This window comes from Pseudomonas sp. GW822-FHT03F08, from assembly GCF_058801265.1.
Map to the genome: position 1 here is coordinate 1 of NZ_JBXANC010000010.1, position 18,223 is coordinate 18,223.

The following is an 18,223-nucleotide window of genomic DNA, read 5'->3' on the forward strand; positions in this document are numbered from 1 at the left end:
ATGGTCGGGGTAAGGGGATTCGAACTCCTGACATCCTGCTCCCAAAGCAGGCGCGCTACCGGACTGCGCTATACCCCGGCTTGAAATTGGCTCCGTGACCAGGACTCGAACCTGGGACCCAATGATTAACAGTCATTTGCTCTACCGACTGAGCTATCACGGAACTACATATTTCAATTTACTACGGTGAAACTTGCAGCTTCTCGACACCGTTTTCGCATCGCTGCGTTCGTGTGTCTGAGGCGCGCTATTCTACAACCTAGAACACCTCTGTCAACCCCCTAAATTGCTTTCAAGTTAATGATTTGCAACTTATTTCAGATTTCTGCCCAGTGAGCTGAAACCGTGTTGGTGACTGACTGCGGGGCGCACTTTACAAGCCTTTTCCTTTGAGTTCAACAGCCTAACGAAAAAAAAGGCCTCGCAGTGCGAGGCCTTCCTTACTTCACCACCTTCAGGTGTCAGTTGAACGTGATCTCGTCGTTCTCCACGACACCGGTCGCGGTCTCGCCCGGCAGGAAGCGTCCCGACAGGATCAACTGCGCCAGCGGGTTCTCGATCCAGCGCTGGATCGCCCGTTTCAGCGGCCGTGCGCCATAGACCGGGTCGTAGCCGACGGCAATCAGCTTGTCCATCGCCTCCGGGCTCAGTTCCAGCTTCAGCTCGCGCTCGGCCAGACGACTGCGCAGACGACCCAGCTGAATCTCGGTAATGCCCGCGATCTGATCCCGTGCCAATGGCTCGAAGATCACCACTTCGTCGACCCGGTTGATGAACTCCGGACGGAAGTGGGTGGAAATCGCATCCATCACCGCTGCACGTTGCGCCTCACGGTCACCGACCAGTTCCTGAATCTGCATCGAACCCAGGTTGGAGGTCATGACAATCACGGTATTGCGGAAATCCACCGTACGGCCGTGGCTGTCGGTCAGACGACCATCCTCCAGCACTTGCAGCAGGATGTTGAACACATCCGGGTGCGCCTTCTCGACTTCATCCAGCAGGATCACCGAGTAAGGCTTGCGCCGTACCGCTTCGGTCAGGTAACCACCCTCTTCATAACCCACGTAGCCTGGTGGCGCACCGATCAGCCGCGCCACGGAATGTTTCTCCATGAACTCGGACATGTCGATCCGCACCATCGCCTCTTCCGTATCAAAGAGGAATTCGGCCAGCGCCTTGCACAGCTCGGTTTTACCGACACCGGTCGGGCCGAGGAACATGAACGAGCCGCTCGGGCGATTCGGGTCGGACAACCCGGCACGGGAACGCCGCACAGCATTGGCCACTGCGACCACTGCTTCGTCCTGGCCGATCACACGCTGGTGCAACAGGCTTTCCATCTTCATCAGCTTGTCGCGCTCGCCTTCGAGCATTTTCGACACGGGGATACCGGTCCACTTCGAGACGACTTCGGCGATTTCCTCTTCGGTCACCTTGCTGCGCAGCAACTGGTTCTCGCTCTTGCCGTGCTGGTCGACCATTTGCAGGCTGCGCTCCAGATCCGGGATCACCCCGTACTGCAATTCGGCCATGCGGTTCAGGTCGCCTTTGCGGCGCGCGGCTTCCAGTTCCTGACGGGACTGTTCGATCTTCTGCTGAATCTGCGCAGAACCCTGCACCTCGGCTTTTTCCGAGTTCCAGATTTCTTCCAGGTCCGAATACTCACGCTCGTGGCGGACGATTTCTTCCTGGAGTTTTTCCAGGCGTTTCATCGCCGCTTCATCGCTTTCTTTCTTCAGCGCCTGGGATTCGACTTTCAGTTGAATCAGGCGACGCTCCAGACGATCCAGCACTTCCGGCTTAGAGTCGATCTCCATACGGATGCGGCTGGCCGCTTCGTCGATCAGGTCGATCGCCTTGTCCGGCAACTGCCGATCCGTGATGTAGCGATGGCTGAGTTTGGCCGCGGCGATGATCGCACCGTCGGTGATCGCGACCTTGTGGTGGACCTCGTAACGCTCCTTGAGGCCACGCAGGATCGCGATGGTGTCTTCTTCACTCGGCTCGTCCACCAGCACTTTCTGGAAGCGCCGCTCGAGGGCTGCGTCCTTCTCTATATATTGGCGGTACTCGTTGAGCGTGGTCGCGCCGACGCAATGCAGCTCGCCACGGGCCAAAGCCGGTTTGAGCATGTTGCCGGCATCCATCGAGCCTTCGCCTTTACCGGCACCGACCATGGTGTGCAGTTCGTCGATGAACAGAATGATCTGCCCTTCCTGCTTCGACAGCTCGTTGAGCAGGGATTTCAGGCGCTCTTCAAACTCACCGCGATACTTGGCACCGGCAATCAGCGCGCCCATATCGAGAGACAGCAGACGCTTGCCCTTGAGGCCATCCGGCACTTCGCCGTTGATGATGCGCTGGGCCAGACCTTCGGCAATCGCGGTTTTACCCACGCCCGGCTCACCGATCAGCACCGGGTTGTTCTTGGTGCGGCGTTGCAGAACCTGAATGGTGCGACGGATTTCGTCGTCACGGCCGATCACCGGATCGAGCTTGCCGTCTTCGGCGCGCTTGGTCAGGTCGACGGTGTACTTATCCAGCGCCTGACGCGACTCTTCGTGGTTGGCGTCGTTGACCGCTTCGCCACCGCGCAGGTTGTTGATTGCGTTTTCCAGCGCCTTTTTGCTCACGCCCTGGCCGAGCAGCAACTTGCCGAGCTTGCTGTTCTCGTCCATCGCGGCGAGCAGCACCAGCTCGCTGGAAATGAACTGGTCACCCTTCTGCTGGGCCAGACGGTCGGCCTGGTTGAGCAGACGCGCCAGATCCTGCGACATGTTCACATCGCCGGTCGGGTTCTGGATTTTCGGTAATTGATCGAGCTCTTTGGTCAGCTCTTTGCGCAGGCTGTTGACGTCGAAGCCCACCTGCATCAACAGGGGTTTGATCGAACCACCCTGCTGCTCAAGCATGGCTTGCATCAAATGCGCCGGCTCGATGGCCGGATGATCGTGGCCGACAGCCAGGGATTGGGCATCGGACAACGCCAACTGTAATTTGCTGGTTAAACGGTCTATACGCATGGGTCACCTTCCTTTTGAGCAGGCCGGACCTAAAAAACCATCCTGAATAAAGAAACCTGCCAGATACCGCTATAGATGCGGTCGATTCTGGAAGATTCAAGCGTGGGACAGTTGATGCAGATCAGACAGTTTAGCGGGTGAGCCAAACCAAGGAGGCGAAGCGACCGGTGCGTGGCGCACGGCGGTAGGAAAAGAAGCGCGGATCGGTCACGGTACAGAAACCGCCGCCATAAACAGCGGTGACACCCCGGACCGCCAGACGCAGTCGCGCGAGCTTATAGATGTCGGCCATGAACTTGCCGGCATTGTGGCTCGGGACAAAGGCTGTCGCGGCTTCGGGCAATTGATTGATGAAGACTTCCCGGACTTCCGGGCCGACTTCAAAGGCCTGCGGGCCGATGGCCGGGCCGAGCCAGACCAGAATGTCTTTCGGATCGACGGCCAGACTGTCGAGGGTGGCTTCCAGCACGCCGGCCGCCAGTCCACGCCAACCGGCATGAGCCGCTGCCACACGAGTACCGGCACGGTCGCAAAACAACGCTGGCAGGCAATCGGCGGTCATCGCTGAACAAGCAATACCGGGTGTTGCAGTCCAGCTGGCATCCGCCGTGGCCACCACGGACGGATCAGCATGTGCCACGGCAATCCCGTGCACTTGCTGCAGCCAGGCAGGCTTTATAGAGAAGTGTTCGGTCAGACGCCGACGGTTTTCGGCGACGGCCTCAGGGCGGTCATCGACATGATCGCCCAGATTGAGGCTGTCGAACGGCGCCTCGCTGACGCCGCCCTCGCGGGTGGTGACACAGGCCTTGACGCTGGCCGGCGCGGGCCAGTCCGGCGTCAGCCAGTTCATCCGACGAATGCCTCGCGATCCTGCTTGAGCAGCGTCAGCAGCCAGACGAAGTCTTCCGGCAACGGCGATTCCCAGCTCATGCGCACACCGGTGGTCGGATGATCCAGCTCCAGGAACCGTGCGTGCAGCGCCTGACGCGGGAAGTGCTTGAGCGATTCGACCATGGTCGGGTTCGCCGCCGGCGGAATGCGGAAACGACCGCCGTACGCCGGGTCGCCGACCAACGGGAAGTTGATGTGCGCCATGTGCACGCGGATCTGGTGGGTACGACCGGTTTCCAGCTTCACCCGTACGTGGGTGTGCGAACGGAAACGCTCCAGCACGCGATAGTGGCTGACGGCAGGCTTGCCACCTTCCATCACCGCCATGCGCTGGCGCTGCTGGCCATGGCGACCGATCGGGGCGTTGATCTTGCCACCGGCCGTCACCACGCCGATCACGATGCACTCGTAGATCCGGCTGACGCTGCGGCTTTGCAGCTGGGCGACCAGTTTGGTCTGCGCCTGAATGGTCTTGGCCACCACCATCAGACCGGTGGTGTCCTTGTCCAGGCGATGCACGATACCGGCGCGCGGGACATTGATGATGTCCGGCACGTGGTGCAGCAAGGCGTTGAGCAAGGTGCCATCGGCGTGACCGGCAGCCGGGTGCACCACCAGGCCCGCAGGCTTGTTGATCACCAGGATGTCGTCGTCTTCATAGACGATGTCGAGCTCGATGTCCTGAGCGACCCATTCACCCTGGGCCTCCTGCTCGGCGGTCAGCTCAAGAATGGCACCGCCATGAACGATGTCGCGCGGGCGGATGACCGCCCCGTCCACAGTCAGGCGACCTTCTTTGATCCAGGCGGAAAGGCGCGAGCGTGAGTGCTCTGCGAAGAGTTGGGCGGCGACTTGATCGAGGCGTTGGCCGCCCAATTCGGACGGCACCTCTGCGCGAAGTTCAATTTTATCGGACATGCTCGGACTGGGCGTCGGCTACAGCCTTTGGTTTCGGCTGCGCGCTTGTGGTTAAATACGGCGTCTTTTGCCCCGGGGCTTTTCAACGGGGCGCTCATCATAACAGGACGGCCCCGCCCAAGACAGCGGCCGTCATAGGGACGCAAGCCGCCATGCAAGTGAAACACCTGCTGCTGATCGCCATCCTCGCATTGACCGCTGCTTGCTCATCGAAGGAAGTCGTAGACGAAAACCTGAGTGAAGCCGAGCTGTACCAGCAGGCTCAACAGGACCTGGACAACAACAGCTATACCAGCGCCACAGCCAAGCTGAAGGCTCTGGAATCGCGCTATCCGTTCGGTCGCTACGCGGATCAGGCGCAGTTGGAGCTGATCTACGCCAACTACAAGAACTCGGAGCCGGAAGCTGCAAAGTCCGCCGCCGAGCGCTTCATTCGTCTGCACCCACAGCACCCGAACGTCGATTACGCCTACTACCTCAAGGGCCTGACCTCGTTCGACCAGGACGTCGGCCTGCTGGCGCGCTTCCTGCCGCTGGACATGACCAAGCGTGACCCGGGCGCTGCCCGCGACTCCTACAACGAGTTCGCCCAGCTGACCAGCCGCTACCCGAACAGCCGCTACGCGCCGGACGCCAAGCAGCGCATGATCTACCTGCGCAACTTGCTGGCGGCCTACGAAATCCACGTGGCCGACTACTACCTGACCCGTCAGGCCTACGTCGCTGCCGCCAACCGTGGCCGTTATGTAGTGGAAAACTTCCAGGAAACCCCATCGGTCGGTGACGGCCTGGCGGTGATGACCGAAGCCTACCAGCGTCTGCACCTGGACGAACTGGCAGCCTCGAGCCTGGAAACCCTGAAGCTCAACTACCCGAACCACCCGAGCCTGAAAGACGGTCAGTTCGTACCGTCGGTCGCGGAAGCCGACAACCGTTCGTTCCTGAGCAAGGCAACTTTGGGCCTGATCGAATCCCGTCCACCGCTGCCGCCGGGAGAAACCCGCGCCAACCAGGACGTGCAGAAGCAGTTCCAGGACGCGAAAGACGCGATCCCGAACGAGCTCAAGCCTAAAGACGAAAACGGCGACGTGATCGAAGCGCCGGAACCGGAGTCCAGCAACAGCGACCGCTCCATTTTCAGCTACATGACCTTCGGTCTGTTCGACTGATCACTTCGGTGATGCCAAAAAGGGAGATCTTCGGATCTCCCTTTTTTATTGCCGCGTTTTATTGAGCTGTGCGCCTGCCGGGTCCTTGGCTAAACTGCCGGATCATCAGCCAAAAAGCCGCCCATCATGCTTCGTTTACTGTTCTGGATCGCCCTGATCGCCGCCGCCGTCTGGTTGTGGCGCAAATTCAAGGCCCCTGCCGCGCCGACACAATCCCCTCGCGAACAGGATGCCGCGCCCATGGTGCGTTGCGCCCATTGCGGCGTGCACCTGCCGCGCGACCGTGCGCTGAGCCTTCGACAACAGTGGTATTGCAGCCAGGCTCACCTCGAGCAAGGCCCCGGTTCCAGTGATCGCTGAGGCCACCAACGCCACTCGCAAACAGGCCCAGCGACTGCTGCGCCTCTATCATCTCTACCGTTTAAGCGTCGGCATCACCCTGGTGTTGCTGATTTCCAGCAACATGGACAACCGCCTGCTGACGTCGGCCGACGACGATCTGCTGCGCAATGGCAGCTGGTTGTACCTGGTGCTGAATATCCTGCTGGTGGTGTTCCTGGAGAACATCCGCCGCCCGGCCCAGTTGTTCGGGCTGGCCCTGCTCGACATCCTGCTGTTGTGCGGGCTGTTTTATGCCGCCGGTGGCGTGGCCAGCCCGATCGGCAATCTGCTGATCGTCTCGGTGGCCATCAGCAATACCCTGTTGCGACGCCGTATCGGTGTGCTGATTGCAGCCATCGGCGCACTCGGCATTGTCGGCCTCAGCTTCCTGCTGAGCTTCAGCCATCCCCTCAGCGCCAACGAATACCTGCAAGCAGGCACCCTCGGCGCCCTGTGTTTTGCCGGGGCGCTGCTGGTGCAAGGCTTGATCCGCCGGCTCGAAGTCAGCGAGACCCTGGCCGAACAACGGGCCAGCGAAGTGGTCAGCCTCGAAGCCCTCAATGCCTTGATCCTGCAACGCATGCGCACCGGCATTCTGGTCCTCGACGAGCAACGCCGGGTACAACTGGCCAACCACAGCGCCCGGACTCTGCTGGCGCAATCGCCCCTTGAGGGCCATTTGATCGACGACTACTCGACCGCGCTGGTCGAGCGTCTGCATCTGTGGCTGAACAACCCGACACTGCGACCGCAGAGCCTGAAAATCGCCGCCAACGGCCTGGAACTGCAACCAAGCTTCATCGCTCTGGAACAGAGCCCGAATCGCCAGACCCTGGTGTTTCTCGAAGACCTCGCCCAGATCGCCCAGCAAGCTCAGCAACTGAAGCTCGCCGCACTCGGGCGCCTGACCGCCGGCATCGCCCACGAGATCCGCAACCCGCTGGGCGCCATCAGTCATGCCGCGCAGCTGTTGCAGGAATCCGAGGAACTCGACGGCGCGGATCGGCGTCTGACGCAGATCATCCAGGATCACTCCCAGCGCATGAACCGAGTCATTGAAAACGTCCTGCAACTCTCCCGTCGCCAGCAGAGCGCCCCGCAGCGACTCGATCTCGAACCGTGGCTTGTGCAGTTCGTCGAGGAAAGCCGGGAACAGGCCAGCGAACGCCAACGAATTCATCTGAACGTCGAATCCGGGGATTTCCGCACCCTGATGGACCCGGGCCAACTGACGCAAATTCTCGACAATCTGTTGCGCAACGGCTGGCGGCACAGCGCCCTGCTGCACGATCCTGCAGAGGTCTGGCTGCGGCTGTTCATCGACCCCGAAAGCCAGCTGGCCGTGCTCGAAGTGCAGGACAACGGCCCCGGCGTGGCGCTGGATCAGCAGGCCCACCTGTTCGAACCCTTCTTTACCACCAGCAGCCAGGGCACCGGCCTTGGGCTTTATCTGTCCCGTGAGCTGTGCGAAAGCAACCAGGCCCGCCTAGACTTCAAACCACGCCAAGGCGGCGGCTGCTTTCGCATCACCTTTGCTCACGGACGGAAACAAAGTTGAACACGAGCCCACGGCAAAAAATCCTCATCGTCGACGACGAACCGGATATCCGCGAACTCCTGGAAATCACCCTGGGACGGATGAAACTCGACACTTTCAGCGCACGCAATCTCGGCGAAGCCCAGGCATTGCTGCACCGCGACACCTTCGACCTGTGCCTGACCGACATGCGCCTGCCCGACGGCACCGGGCTGGAGCTGGTGCAGCACATTCAGCAACGCCACCCGCAATTGCCAGTGGCGATGATCACGGCCTACGGAAGCCTGGAAACGGCGATCAACGCGCTGAAGGCCGGGGCTTTCGACTTCCTGACCAAACCGGTGGACCTCACGCGGTTGCGTGAACTGGTCGCCACGGCATTGCGCATGCCCGCGACCGGTGGAGTCTGCACATCGATCGACCGGCGCCTGCTCGGCGACTCGCAGCCGATGCGCGATCTGCGCAAACAGATCGACAAACTGGCCCGCAGTCAGGCGCCGGTCTACATCAGCGGCGAGTCCGGCAGCGGCAAGGAACTGGTCGCCCGCCTGATTCACGAGCAAGGCCCCCGCGCCAGCCAGCCGTTCGTGCCGGTGAACTGCGGGGCCATTCCGTCAGAGTTGATGGAAAGCGAGTTCTTCGGCCATCGCAAAGGCAGTTTCACCGGCGCGGTGGAGGACAAACCGGGTCTGTTCCAGGCAGCCCATGGCGGCACGCTGTTTCTCGATGAAGTGGCGGACTTGCCGCTGTCAATGCAGGTCAAGTTGCTGCGGGCGATCCAGGAAAAAGCCGTGCGCAGCGTCGGCGGCCAGCAGGAAACCGTGGTCGATGTGCGCATTCTCTGCGCCACCCACAAGGACCTGGACGCGGAAGTTGCCGCCGAGCGCTTTCGGCAGGATCTGTATTACCGGCTAAACGTGATCGAACTGCGCGTCCCTTCCCTGCGCGAACGCCGTGATGATATCGAAGCGCTGGCCTCCCATATGCTCAAGCGCCTGGCCCATGGTACCGGCCAACCCTCGACCCGCCTGCATCCGCAAGCGCTTGAAGCCTTGAAGAACTACCGCTTCCCGGGAAATGTCCGGGAACTTGAGAACGTCCTCGAACGCGCGCACACGTTGTGCGAAAACCGCATGATCGAAGCCGACGACCTGCGCCTGAGCGAAGGCAACTGCGCGGCCGAGGGCGGCATCGCCGATCTCACGCAGATCGACAACCTGGAAGACTATCTGGAGAACGTCGAGCGCAAACTGATTCTGCAGGCGCTGGAGGAAACCCGCTGGAACCGCACGGCGGCGGCGCAGCGGCTGAATCTATCGTTTCGCTCGATGCGCTATCGATTGAAGAAACTGGGCCTGGACTGAGTCATTCAAGGATCGCAGCCCACAGGCTGCGATCTTTGATCTGGCTTCAGAGTCGGCCTTCCGGTGCATACGGCGCTGGATCGATGATCGGCGCCCGTCCCAGCATCACATCGGCAAACAGCTGGCAGGAAGCGGGCGCCAGCACCAGCCCGTTGCGGTAATGCCCGCAATTGAGCCACAGGCCATCAAACCCCGGCACCCGGCCAATGTAGGGAATCCCCTCCGGTGAGCCGGGACGCAAACCGGCCCAGTGACCGACCACTTCGGCGTCTGCCAGCGCTGGCAGCAATTCCACCGCCGAGGCCTTGAGGCTTTCCAGTGCATTGTCGGTCGGCGTCTTGTCGAAACCTTCGTGCTCCAGCGTACTGCCGATCAAAATATGCCCGTCGCGGCGCGGGATCGCATAACGCCCCTTGGCCAGCACCATGCTCGGCAGGAAATCCGCCGCACACTTGTAGAGAATCATCTGGCCTTTGACCGGCTCCACCGGCAGCGAAAGATTCAGGGTGTTGAGCAGTTCACCGCTCCACGCACCGGCAGTCAGCACCACCTGGTCGCCGTTGATCACGCCTTGCGGGGTCTTTACGCCCACGACGCGCTCACCTTCACGGACAAACCCGCTGACCTCGCACTGCTCGTGAATCGTCACGTTCGGCAGCGCCTGCAACGCCGCTTTCAATGACTTCACCAGCCGTGGGTTACGCACGTTGGCCACGTCGGCCATGTAGATCGCCCGGGAAAATCCGCCGCCGAGTACCGGCACCGCATCATGGGCCGCCGAGATATCCACAGCCCGCAGCGGACGGTTTTCCCGCTCGGCCCAGGCCAGCGCTTCGGCTTCGTCATCCAGATCCAGCCAGTACAGGCCGGTGGTGTGCACTTCGGGATCAACGCCGGTGTCGGCAAACAGGCGCTCGCCCAGCTGTGGATAAAAATCCTGCGACCAGTGCGCCAGTGCCGTGACGGCCGGGCTATAGCGCCACGGATACAACGGAGAAACGATGCCGCCACCGGCCCAGGACGATTCCTGGCCGACATTCGAGCGATCCAGCAGCACCACGCTGCGCACCTCGGAGGCGAGGTTGTACGCGGTGAGCAGGCCAATCACCCCGCCACCGACAATCACCACTTGCTGTTGCCTGGTCATGTTTGATCCAACCGTAAAAAAGACAGTGGGCGCAAAAGGCACCCGAATAAATGCGGCTCAGCGGCCCCAGCAATCCTTGGAGGTCAGCCCGGTTGTCGCGTTGTTCATGCTGCGCACACCGGTGTTGGTGAGGGTGAAGTCCCCGCACTTGTCGCCGGCCATGGTCGTACCGGCCTTGCGGGTCGCGGTCAGCAGAAAGGTCTGGTCAGCGATGGTCGGGGTGATCGTGTAGAAATCATTGCCCGCGCTGAGACCGGTGATGCCTGTGTAAACGTTGTTTTTGGTGTAGAAGCGCTCGAGCGTCTGCGCCTGCTCCGACAGCAGCGATACCACCTCGGCGCGACGGCCCTTTTTCAAGTACTCGGTATAGCTCGGTGCGGCAATGGTGATGATGATCCCGATAATCGCAATCACGATCATGATTTCGATCAGGGTGAATCCTCGGATGGATCTGCGCATGCCTCAACTCTCGCTTACTGTATTTGTCGCCACATGATACGACGACTGCCGCCGCCGGATTTTTCCACCAGGGTGGTGATACCGCCACTGGAATCGTTCACGATCTTGCGCGTTGCGCCATTGACGATGGCGTTCAGGGTGGGAATGCCGCCGCTGAATACCACGCCGCTGGAAATCGTGTCGTTGCTGTCGACCACGCCGTCGGCGTTGGTGTCGAGCACCGCATAGTTGAGCATCTTACCGCTGAACGCATCGAGTTCGACCAGTTTGCCGGTACCGAAACTGGAGCACGGGTCAGTGGTATCGACACTGGCCGTGGTGAATACGATGCGCCCGAGCACCAGGCTGGCCTGATTGATCACCCGTTCCCCCGTCAATACGTTGTTGTACACCAGCGGCAGGTACCAGCCCTTCTCCGCCGGATACGTCGTGTCGTTCTGGGTGGTGGTGACGAACTGCCCCGAACTGCCGGAAAACACACCGGTGATGGCCTGCGCTTGCAAACTGCTGACCGTGAGCTGGCCCGATCCGCCATCGACGTCCCACACCGAGTAGAACGCCTGCAGATCCTTGTTGGTCTTGTCGGCGGTTTCGTTGAACTTGCCGGTGCCGACGAATATCTGTTTGCCGCCCAATGAATTATCCGCCAGCAGCGGCTGCGCAGTGATCGGTTGAGTCGCCCCGCCCGCCGTCGTGAACAGCGGCTTGCCGGAGAACGCCACACCCCAGCCGTCGGTGGTGGTCGCGCTCAGGTCGAACTTCCACAGGCGTCCCTTCAAATCGCCGCCATACGCGGCCTGCACCACATTCTGCGAATTGACCTTGAGCTTTACCGAGGACAAGCCATTGGTGGTTTCCGTGCTGTCGATGACGATTTTCTTGATCAACGAACCATCGCGCACATCCAGCACATACAACGCCGCGACTCCCGAATTGCTGCCGTAACCGTTGGCGATGAAGGCCGCCCAGCGACCATCGGCCAAACGTGCCACTTCCGGCCGGGCGTAGGCATAACCCAGATCATTGAAAGTGTTGGCCGTGTTGGCAGTCGCCGGAGCGCTGACTTCCCACAGCGCATTGAGAATGTTCCCTGCCGATGCGTCGAACAGTTGCAGCGCATAGAACGTCTTGCCACCGGCCCCGGTGCCGCCGATGGCCAGGGTTTTCCAGGCGCTGCCGAACTGCACGTCGTAGACACCGACCTGCCCGTCCACCAGAAACTTGTGGCTGACGCCGTTGATGTAGTTCGGGTCGGCGATCAGCCGCAATGACGGCAACACGCTCGATGGCATGTAGGCATAGCGCCGGGTGCCGTTGGCCGAGTTGATGACGCTGACGAAACCGTCGTTGCCATTCACCACCAGGCTGGCGTTCATGTTCGCGGCTTTGGTGGTCAGGTAACTGGTGTAGGTGGTGTCACCCGACAGGTCGGAAGCGGTCTTGTCCGAGGGCGAGGCCAGCACCAGCGGCGAGTTGATGATGTCGCCCAACAGCACGCTGCGAACCTTGAGCCCGGTCTTGTTGGTGCCTTTGCTCCACTCCACCAGATCGCTGCCACTGATTCCGGTGGGCAGGCTCTGGCTGAGCGAGGTCTGCTGGGTTGACGACAAGTTACCGTAGGCCAGGGTGACCGCCGCGTTGTTCGCGGTATTCCACGATTGGTAGGTCGGCGCCGCAGCACCGGGAACGATGGCGGTGTCGGTTGTCCACAGCACCGTCGAGGTGTTCACCGTCCCGGCCGAAGTGAAACCGAACGACTTGATGGTGCCGCGCCAGTCCCTGGGGTCGTAACTGGTCTGGAAATAACTGCTGCCGCTCGCCAGCGTGGTGCCGCTGGTGACACCGCTACCGCCGGAACCCGCCTTGGAGGTGATGTCGCTCAATGCCGCCGACAATGCTGTGTTGAGGCCGGCGCTGTCGGTGGCCTGGTAATACCTGCCCTGCCCGTACGCCGCCGCGTCCGACAACATATCGTTATCGGCGGTGAAGCCAACGGTGTAGGTGTTCATGTTCTGCTTGGGAAAGTCTGCCGAACTCCAGCTCTTGCCGGCCGCATCGACGCCGGTCGAACGCATGTCGATGTCGAAGGCAAACTTGGCGATGTCGTCCAGGTACAGCGTGTCGCCCTCGTTATCACCGTTGAGGTTGTTGCCGTCATTGTTGACCCCGTCCCAGTTCGGCAGGCGACTGCCCCCGAGGGGATCATTGTTGGGGAATGTGCGGTCGTAGGTCGGCAGGCCGTCGGTGATCACCACCCCGTAGTTTTTCTGGCAGCGGTACTGGATCGGGCTGGTGTAGGTGTTTGGCGTGCTGTTGTAGTACGGCGCCATGCCGCGCATGTAGCGGGTGATTTCGTAATAGGTTTCCGCCAATGGCGTGTTGGCCACGGCGCTCAGGCCATTGATCGACGAAATCAGGGCGTTGTAGTTGGTGTCGGCCTGGCCCTGGGTCACGCTGCCGCTCACCGGCGACAGGTCACTGATGGAACGGGCGATGTACCCGCCATTGCCCGGGTTGTTGCTGGTGGCCGGGTTGAACGTCGACAGACCGATGCGCAGATTGCGGTTGCTGGTCACCAGCGCCGTGGAAACGTTGCGTGCGACGTTGATCCGGTAGTCATTGGGAATGGCCCCGGTGGTGAAATCACGCGTACCGTTATTGATGGCGAGGCCGACCACGTAGGCGATGTAATCCCCGTAATAGCGGGTGTTCCCGCTACCCACCGGGTCCGGCAGTTTCAGGCACAACGGCGTCAGGCTGTTGTTGTAGAACGCATAGGCACCGCCAGAGCAGCCGGAGGTCGGCAGGCTCGACAGAAACACCGGATCACCGGTGATCGCCGTCGAAGACAGGCACAAACCCAGCACCGCGTTGCACTGCCGGGCCGGCGTACGAGTCACCGCCGGATCAAAACCGGCGGCATAAATGATGCTGTTCATGCTTCCCGAATCGTCGATCAACAGCATGACATTCGGCGGTACTGCCGCCGCGCTCAACAGTGGCGAGTCGGACGGGGTGAAGGCATACGCTGGCGCCGCCAGATACAGGCCCAATAACAGACCCATGAACCCGGACCACCCGCCAGAGCGTCGCTCAGTACTTCGCATAAACGCTCTCCACCACACTGCGTGAGCTGCCGACGATGCCGACAGCCGTGACCCGGTACAGCGTCGCCGAGGTATTGCTCGGCACGTTCACCGCCGTCAGGGTGGTACCGATGTTCTGCACCCCGTAGAAGCCGCTGCCCGCAGCGACCCAGGTAACGCCCGACGTCGAGTTGAGCCCCGCCGCGCTGACCACCGACGACTCCGCCGGCGGCGCGCATTGCGTGGTATTGGCACACACCGCCAGTGCATAGCTGTCCAGTTGCACCGCGCTTTCGCCGATGCGTAGCGCCGCCTCGGCGGTCTGGAACGATTGGTTGCGCAGACTCACGCTACCGGCCATTTTTTCCTGCAGATTGGCGCTCTGCATCGAAGAAAGACCGATCACGGTCAGGAGCAACAGAAACACCAGACTGACCAACAACACCATGCCGCGCTGGCTTCGTCGCTGATGAAGAGAAATATTCATCGACCGGCCCTCACTGCAAGCGGTTGCGCAGCGCGGCAACCACGTTGAAGGTTTGATTGGCGATCCGGTTGTTCGGATCGGTGAGGGTCAGGCTCAGGCGTACGCTGCGGATGCGTGCCGGATCACTGGGGTTGCTGCTGTAGGTCGAGGCAGCCACATCGGTCGCGGTACTGGCCAGGCCAAACAGGACGGTAAACGCACTGACATTGCTCACCAGCACTTGCTGGGTCGGCGTACCGCCGCCGGTGCCCATCAGGATCTGGTTGTTGCTGAAGCTGTAGACCAGACGCCGGATCGGAAACGCGATTTGCCCGGTCGCCGGTGCTCGCACACCCGTATAGGCCGTTGAACTGTTGCGGCAGTCAGATACCACTGTCCAGGTCGGCGTCCCGCCCGCACCACCGACGTCGGCGGTAACCAGTGTCAGTTTGAGGTTGGTGTTGTCCCAACTGATCGGCGTGATCTGGGCGGCATTGAAGTCGCCGCTGCTACTGGAATCGGTAATGGTGCCCAGGCAGCCGAACATCCCGACCATGCGCAATTCCTGAATCATTTTGCTCAACACAAACCGCGCATCTTCCTGCATGGCAGCCGAGGTGTTCTGGCTGACGTAGGTGTTCTTCGCCGCGAGAAAGGTTTGTACGACGCCCAGCACGATGATCAGCCCCAGCGCCAACGCGATGAGCATTTCGATCAGGCCGAAACCCTGGTTATGCCGCTTCATGGCGTGGCCACCGGGTCGACCGCGGCGCGGCTGGTCAGGACAAAACTGCGCGGGGCGCTCGCGGTGTTGGCGGCTCGCGCGTCACTCCAGTTGATGGTGATGGTGTACACGCGCTGATTGAGGGTGATGCTGCCGGTGGCGCTCGGCCCGCCGAAATTGACGATGTTGGTGATGAAGTCGTAGAGGTCCTGATCCCGGGTGACATTCAGGTTGCCCGAGGTCGGCGGCGTGACGGTGTAGTCGGCCCCGGCGTTGGCGCGGATGCGGTCCATCATGTCGTAGGCGATGAAGCTGGCCTGACTGGTCATGCGCGAGCTGTCGGTGTACTTCAGCGCATTGAGCTGAACCGCCGCCGCCCCCAGCAACCCGACCGTCAGAATCAGCAACGCGACCAGTATTTCGATCAGCGACATGCCTTCCTGTGCACCTTTGCTCCCTGCCCTCATCCGCAGCTTCCACCCGATTGAATTCGTCCGTTCAGACACACGTTCAGCGTCCTGCTTTGCGTGCCCAGCGTGTAACTGAACACCACCGCCGTGGACGGTGCTGCCAGGCCGCCCAGATTGTTGAAATCCAGCGCGGTCACTCCTGAGGTTAGCGTCAGAGTCGCACCACTGCTCATCGCTGGAACAACCCGCAATACATTGGCCGAAGTGCCAGTACTGTCGTAGACCGACAATTCGCCAGTCCAGACGCTACCCCCGGCGGTCGGCCGCAAGCGAATGGTCGTCCCGCGATCGATGGCTTCCAGACGGGCGTAGTTGAGCGCCCGTTGCAGGTCGCCGACTTCGGTGTCGGCCTTGCTGCCCTGTATCGAACGGGTAAACGCCGGTACGGCCATCGTGATCAGAATCACAAACAACGCGACCGCCACCAACAGCTCGATCAGCGTGAAACCTTTTGTACGATGATCCATCGATGCCCTCCGTTGCCGTCGGCTATACCTGCTCTACAAACCTAGAACATTCGACCGGGTTACGTCGGTTGATTTGCCCTGCCCGGCGCACGGATCGCGTCGGGCACCCTGCCCCACGGAGGGAATACACATGCCGCAACAGGGTTTCAGCCTGGTCGAACTGCTTATGGGACTGGCGATCGGCGCAATTGTTCTGTCACTGGTCAGCCCGGCGTTTGCAACGCTGACAGAGTCAAACCACCGACAGCAGGCCGCAGAATCGCTGATCAGCGGGATCCGCACTGCCCGCACCCAGGCAATCACGCGCAATCAGAGCGTGGTGATTCACGGCATCGACGGGGACTGGAGCCGGGGCTGGCGGATCATTCTGGATGTCAGTGGCAAGGGTTCGGAGGACAGCAGCAATCCGCTGCTGGTCGAGCACGCCAGTGATGGGCGAATACCCATTGTCGGCAACTGGTTCGTCAGTCGGTACATACGATTCAGCAGTCTGGGCCAACCGCTGATGCCCGGGCGGGCGTTTCAGGCAGGAAAACTACATATCTGTTCGACCCGCGAGCCGGTCAGCCAGCTTCAACTGGTGCTGGCGGCGACCGGTCGCGTGCGCCTGGCCAGCGAAAAGGCTGAACAGGCGCTGTGTCGAAAGGATAAAGCGGTCAGATTGAACGTACGCGCAGCTCTTTAGGCATCGAGAATGTGATGTTCTCTTCTCGCCCGGCCAGTTCGTCGGCACCGGTAGCGCCCCAGGCCTGCAATTGCTGGATCACGCCACGTACCAGCACTTCCGGTGCGGAGGCCCCGGCGGTGATACCGATGCGCTCGACGCCATCGAACCAGCTCTTTTGCAGATCTTCGGCACCATCGATCAGGTACGCCGGCGTGGCCATGCGTTCGGCCAGCTCGCGCAGACGGTTGGAGTTGGAGCTGTTCGGGCTGCCGACCACCAACACCACGTCGCATTCGTCGGCCAGTTGCTTGACCGCGTCCTGACGGTTCTGCGTGGCGTAGCAGATATCGTCCTTGCGCGGGCCACCGATGGCCGGGAAACGGGAGCGCAACGCGTCGATGACTCGACTGGTGTCGTCCATCGACAAGGTGGTCTGGGTCACGAAGGCCAGTTTTTCCGGGTCATGTACCTGCAGTTCGGCAACATCCTTCTCGTCTTCGACGAGGTAGATTGCACCGCCATTGCTGGCGTCGTACTGGCCCATGGTGCCTTCGACTTCCGGGTGACCGGCGTGGCCGATCAGGATGCATTCACGGCCGTCGCGGCTGTATTTGGCGACTTCGATGTGCACCTTGGTCACCAGCGGGCAGGTGGCGTCGAACACTTTCAGGCCACGGCCGGCGGCTTCGGTGCGCACGGCTTGCGAGACGCCATGGGCACTGAAGATCACGATGACATCGTCCGGCACCTGATCCAGCTCTTCGACGAAGATCGCGCCACGACTGCGCAGGTCCTCGACGACGAACTTGTTGTGCACCACTTCATGACGCACATAGATCGGCGGCCCGAAGACTTCCAGGGCGCGGTTGACGATTTCGATCGCCCGGTCCACGCCAGCGCAGAAGCCACGGGGGTTGGCGAGTTTGATTTGCATGCTGTGCCTCGTGTCTTGCGCGCGAAAGGTCAGATCAATGCAGGAGCCGGTGCGGCCCCTGCAGAACAGCGTTTACAACGCTTTGACGGAGAAGATTTCCACGTCAAAGGTCAGCGTCTTGCCGGCCAGCGGGTGGTTGAAGTCGACGGTCACTTGCGCGTCGTCGAACTCTTTCACCACACCCGGCAGCTCAGTATTGGCCGCATCGTTGAAGATCACCAGCAGACCCGGCGACAGTTCCATGTCCGCAAACTGCGAACGTGGAATGACCTGCACGTTCTGCGGGTTCGGCTGGCCGAACGCGTTTTCCGGCTCGACGGTCAGAGTCCGCTTGTCACCCGCCTTGAAGCCGAACAACGCCGCCTCGAAGCCCGGCAGCAAGTTGCCGTCGCCGACCTTGAAGGTCGCCGGGGCCTTGTCGAAGGTGCTGTCGACCGTATCGCCGTTCTCCAGGCGCAATGCAAAGTGCAAGGTGACTTCCGTGTTCTGGCCAATGCGTTGCTCAGCCAATACC

At 61.1% G+C, this 18,223-nt stretch carries 17 protein-coding genes and 2 tRNA genes; 5 read left to right on the plus strand and 14 right to left on the minus strand.

Annotated elements, in window-relative coordinates:
- Window position 1: 1 nt before the first annotated feature.
- The 5 genes from AC1RME_RS23355 to rluD form a co-directional block, all read right to left on the minus strand.
- Window positions 2-78: transfer RNA gene (locus AC1RME_RS23355), tRNA-Pro, on the minus strand.
- Window positions 79-87: 9 nt separating this feature from the next.
- A tRNA-Asn gene (locus AC1RME_RS23360) sits at window positions 88-163 on the minus strand.
- Window positions 164-461: 298 nt separating this feature from the next.
- The gene (clpB, locus tag AC1RME_RS23365) at window positions 462-3,026 is read right to left on the minus strand and encodes an ATP-dependent chaperone ClpB (protein WP_096820882.1); all 2,565 of its coding nucleotides are present in this window, start codon (window positions 3,024-3,026) and stop codon (window positions 462-464) included.
- Window positions 3,027-3,156: 130 nt separating this feature from the next.
- Window positions 3,157-3,879 carry a peptidoglycan editing factor PgeF gene (gene pgeF / locus AC1RME_RS23370; protein WP_096820881.1) on the minus strand — a complete coding sequence of 241 codons (723 nt, stop codon included), beginning with the start codon at window positions 3,877-3,879 and terminating at the stop codon, window positions 3,157-3,159.
- Window positions 3,876-4,838 carry a 23S rRNA pseudouridine(1911/1915/1917) synthase RluD gene (rluD, locus tag AC1RME_RS23375; RefSeq protein ID WP_096820880.1) on the minus strand — a complete coding sequence of 321 codons (963 nt, stop codon included), beginning with the start codon at window positions 4,836-4,838 and terminating at the stop codon, window positions 3,876-3,878. The genes pgeF and rluD overlap by 4 nt, the downstream gene beginning before the upstream one ends.
- A 152-nt stretch (window positions 4,839-4,990) precedes the next feature.
- Here rluD and AC1RME_RS23380 point away from each other — a divergent pair, with 152 nt between their 5' ends.
- The 4 genes from AC1RME_RS23380 to AC1RME_RS23395 all read left to right on the plus strand — a co-directional run bounded on the left by AC1RME_RS23380 (window position 4,991) and on the right by AC1RME_RS23395 (window position 9,289).
- The gene (locus tag AC1RME_RS23380; RefSeq protein WP_096820879.1) at window positions 4,991-6,007 is read left to right on the plus strand and encodes an outer membrane protein assembly factor BamD; all 1,017 of its coding nucleotides are present in this window, start codon (window positions 4,991-4,993) and stop codon (window positions 6,005-6,007) included.
- Window positions 6,008-6,133: 126 nt separating this feature from the next.
- Complete coding sequence (locus AC1RME_RS23385; RefSeq protein WP_096820878.1) at window positions 6,134-6,367, plus strand: PP0621 family protein; 234 nt, start codon at window positions 6,134-6,136, stop codon at window positions 6,365-6,367.
- Window positions 6,357-7,946, plus strand: a complete 1,590-nt coding sequence (locus tag AC1RME_RS23390; protein WP_493091801.1) for a sensor histidine kinase — start codon at window positions 6,357-6,359, stop codon at window positions 7,944-7,946. The genes AC1RME_RS23385 and AC1RME_RS23390 overlap by 11 nt, the downstream gene beginning before the upstream one ends.
- Entirely contained in the window at window positions 7,943-9,289 is a 1,347-nt protein-coding gene (locus AC1RME_RS23395) for a sigma-54-dependent transcriptional regulator (RefSeq protein WP_273539497.1), read from the plus strand. The genes AC1RME_RS23390 and AC1RME_RS23395 overlap by 4 nt, the downstream gene beginning before the upstream one ends.
- Before the next feature lie 46 nt (window positions 9,290-9,335).
- Here the strand turns inward: AC1RME_RS23395 and thiO are convergent, their stop codons facing one another.
- From thiO to AC1RME_RS23430, 7 genes are read right to left on the minus strand one after another with little or no spacing between them, the layout of a single operon-like run.
- Window positions 9,336-10,436, minus strand: a complete 1,101-nt coding sequence (gene thiO / locus AC1RME_RS23400; RefSeq protein ID WP_096820875.1) for a glycine oxidase ThiO — start codon at window positions 10,434-10,436, stop codon at window positions 9,336-9,338.
- Window positions 10,437-10,493: 57 nt separating this feature from the next.
- On the minus strand, window positions 10,494-10,895 hold the full coding sequence (locus AC1RME_RS23405) for a type IV pilin protein (RefSeq protein ID WP_096820874.1): 402 nt from the start codon (window positions 10,893-10,895) through the stop codon (window positions 10,494-10,496).
- Between the two features lie 14 nt (window positions 10,896-10,909).
- On the minus strand, window positions 10,910-14,002 hold the full coding sequence (locus AC1RME_RS23410; RefSeq protein ID WP_493091802.1) for a pilus assembly protein: 3,093 nt from the start codon (window positions 14,000-14,002) through the stop codon (window positions 10,910-10,912).
- Window positions 13,989-14,468 carry a pilus assembly PilX family protein gene (locus tag AC1RME_RS23415; protein WP_096820872.1) on the minus strand — a complete coding sequence of 160 codons (480 nt, stop codon included), beginning with the start codon at window positions 14,466-14,468 and terminating at the stop codon, window positions 13,989-13,991. Before AC1RME_RS23415 ends, AC1RME_RS23410 begins: the two co-directional genes overlap by 14 nt.
- Window positions 14,469-14,478: 10 nt before the next feature.
- On the minus strand, window positions 14,479-15,192 hold the full coding sequence (locus tag AC1RME_RS23420; RefSeq protein WP_493091804.1) for a PilW family protein: 714 nt from the start codon (window positions 15,190-15,192) through the stop codon (window positions 14,479-14,481).
- Entirely contained in the window at window positions 15,189-15,638 is a 450-nt protein-coding gene (gene pilV, locus AC1RME_RS23425; protein ID WP_493091805.1) for a type IV pilus modification protein PilV, read from the minus strand. Before pilV ends, AC1RME_RS23420 begins: the two co-directional genes overlap by 4 nt.
- On the minus strand, window positions 15,635-16,108 hold the full coding sequence (locus tag AC1RME_RS23430; RefSeq protein WP_096820869.1) for a GspH/FimT family pseudopilin: 474 nt from the start codon (window positions 16,106-16,108) through the stop codon (window positions 15,635-15,637). The genes pilV and AC1RME_RS23430 overlap by 4 nt, the downstream gene beginning before the upstream one ends.
- A 130-nt stretch (window positions 16,109-16,238) precedes the next feature.
- Here AC1RME_RS23430 and AC1RME_RS23435 point away from each other — a divergent pair, with 130 nt between their 5' ends.
- The gene (locus AC1RME_RS23435; RefSeq protein WP_493091806.1) at window positions 16,239-16,793 is read left to right on the plus strand and encodes a GspH/FimT family pseudopilin; all 555 of its coding nucleotides are present in this window, start codon (window positions 16,239-16,241) and stop codon (window positions 16,791-16,793) included.
- Here the strand turns inward: AC1RME_RS23435 and ispH are convergent.
- Together ispH and fkpB are read right to left on the minus strand one after the other, a co-directional pair.
- Window positions 16,765-17,709, minus strand: coding sequence for a 4-hydroxy-3-methylbut-2-enyl diphosphate reductase (gene ispH / locus AC1RME_RS23440; protein WP_096820867.1), 945 nt, complete (start codon window positions 17,707-17,709; stop codon window positions 16,765-16,767). The genes AC1RME_RS23435 and ispH overlap by 29 nt on opposite strands.
- Before the next feature lie 72 nt (window positions 17,710-17,781).
- Window positions 17,782-18,219, minus strand: a complete 438-nt coding sequence (fkpB, locus tag AC1RME_RS23445; RefSeq protein WP_173861359.1) for an FKBP-type peptidyl-prolyl cis-trans isomerase — start codon at window positions 18,217-18,219, stop codon at window positions 17,782-17,784.
- Between the last annotated feature and the right edge of the window lie 4 nt (window positions 18,220-18,223).

Coding starts and splice junctions, on each gene's coding strand:
- AC1RME_RS23385 (WP_096820878.1), top strand. CDS start 6,134: ATGCTTCGTTTACTGTTCTGGATCGCCCTGATCGCCGCCGCCGTCTGG.
- AC1RME_RS23420 (WP_493091804.1), bottom strand. CDS start 15,192: ATGAAGCGGCATAACCAGGGTTTCGGCCTGATCGAAATGCTCATCGCG.
- pgeF (WP_096820881.1), bottom strand. CDS start 3,879: ATGAACTGGCTGACGCCGGACTGGCCCGCGCCGGCCAGCGTCAAGGCC.
- AC1RME_RS23415 (WP_096820872.1), bottom strand. CDS start 14,468: ATGAATATTTCTCTTCATCAGCGACGAAGCCAGCGCGGCATGGTGTTG.
- pilV (WP_493091805.1), bottom strand. CDS start 15,638: ATGAGGGCAGGGAGCAAAGGTGCACAGGAAGGCATGTCGCTGATCGAA.
- AC1RME_RS23435 (WP_493091806.1), top strand. CDS start 16,239: ATGCCGCAACAGGGTTTCAGCCTGGTCGAACTGCTTATGGGACTGGCG.
- ispH (WP_096820867.1), bottom strand. CDS start 17,709: ATGCAAATCAAACTCGCCAACCCCCGTGGCTTCTGCGCTGGCGTGGAC.
- AC1RME_RS23380 (WP_096820879.1), top strand. CDS start 4,991: ATGCAAGTGAAACACCTGCTGCTGATCGCCATCCTCGCATTGACCGCT.
- clpB (WP_096820882.1), bottom strand. CDS start 3,026: ATGCGTATAGACCGTTTAACCAGCAAATTACAGTTGGCGTTGTCCGAT.
- rluD (WP_096820880.1), bottom strand. CDS start 4,838: ATGTCCGATAAAATTGAACTTCGCGCAGAGGTGCCGTCCGAATTGGGC.
- AC1RME_RS23410 (WP_493091802.1), bottom strand. CDS start 14,002: ATGCGAAGTACTGAGCGACGCTCTGGCGGGTGGTCCGGGTTCATGGGT.
- AC1RME_RS23430 (WP_096820869.1), bottom strand. CDS start 16,108: ATGGATCATCGTACAAAAGGTTTCACGCTGATCGAGCTGTTGGTGGCG.
- AC1RME_RS23405 (WP_096820874.1), bottom strand. CDS start 10,895: ATGCGCAGATCCATCCGAGGATTCACCCTGATCGAAATCATGATCGTG.
- thiO (WP_096820875.1), bottom strand. CDS start 10,436: ATGACCAGGCAACAGCAAGTGGTGATTGTCGGTGGCGGGGTGATTGGC.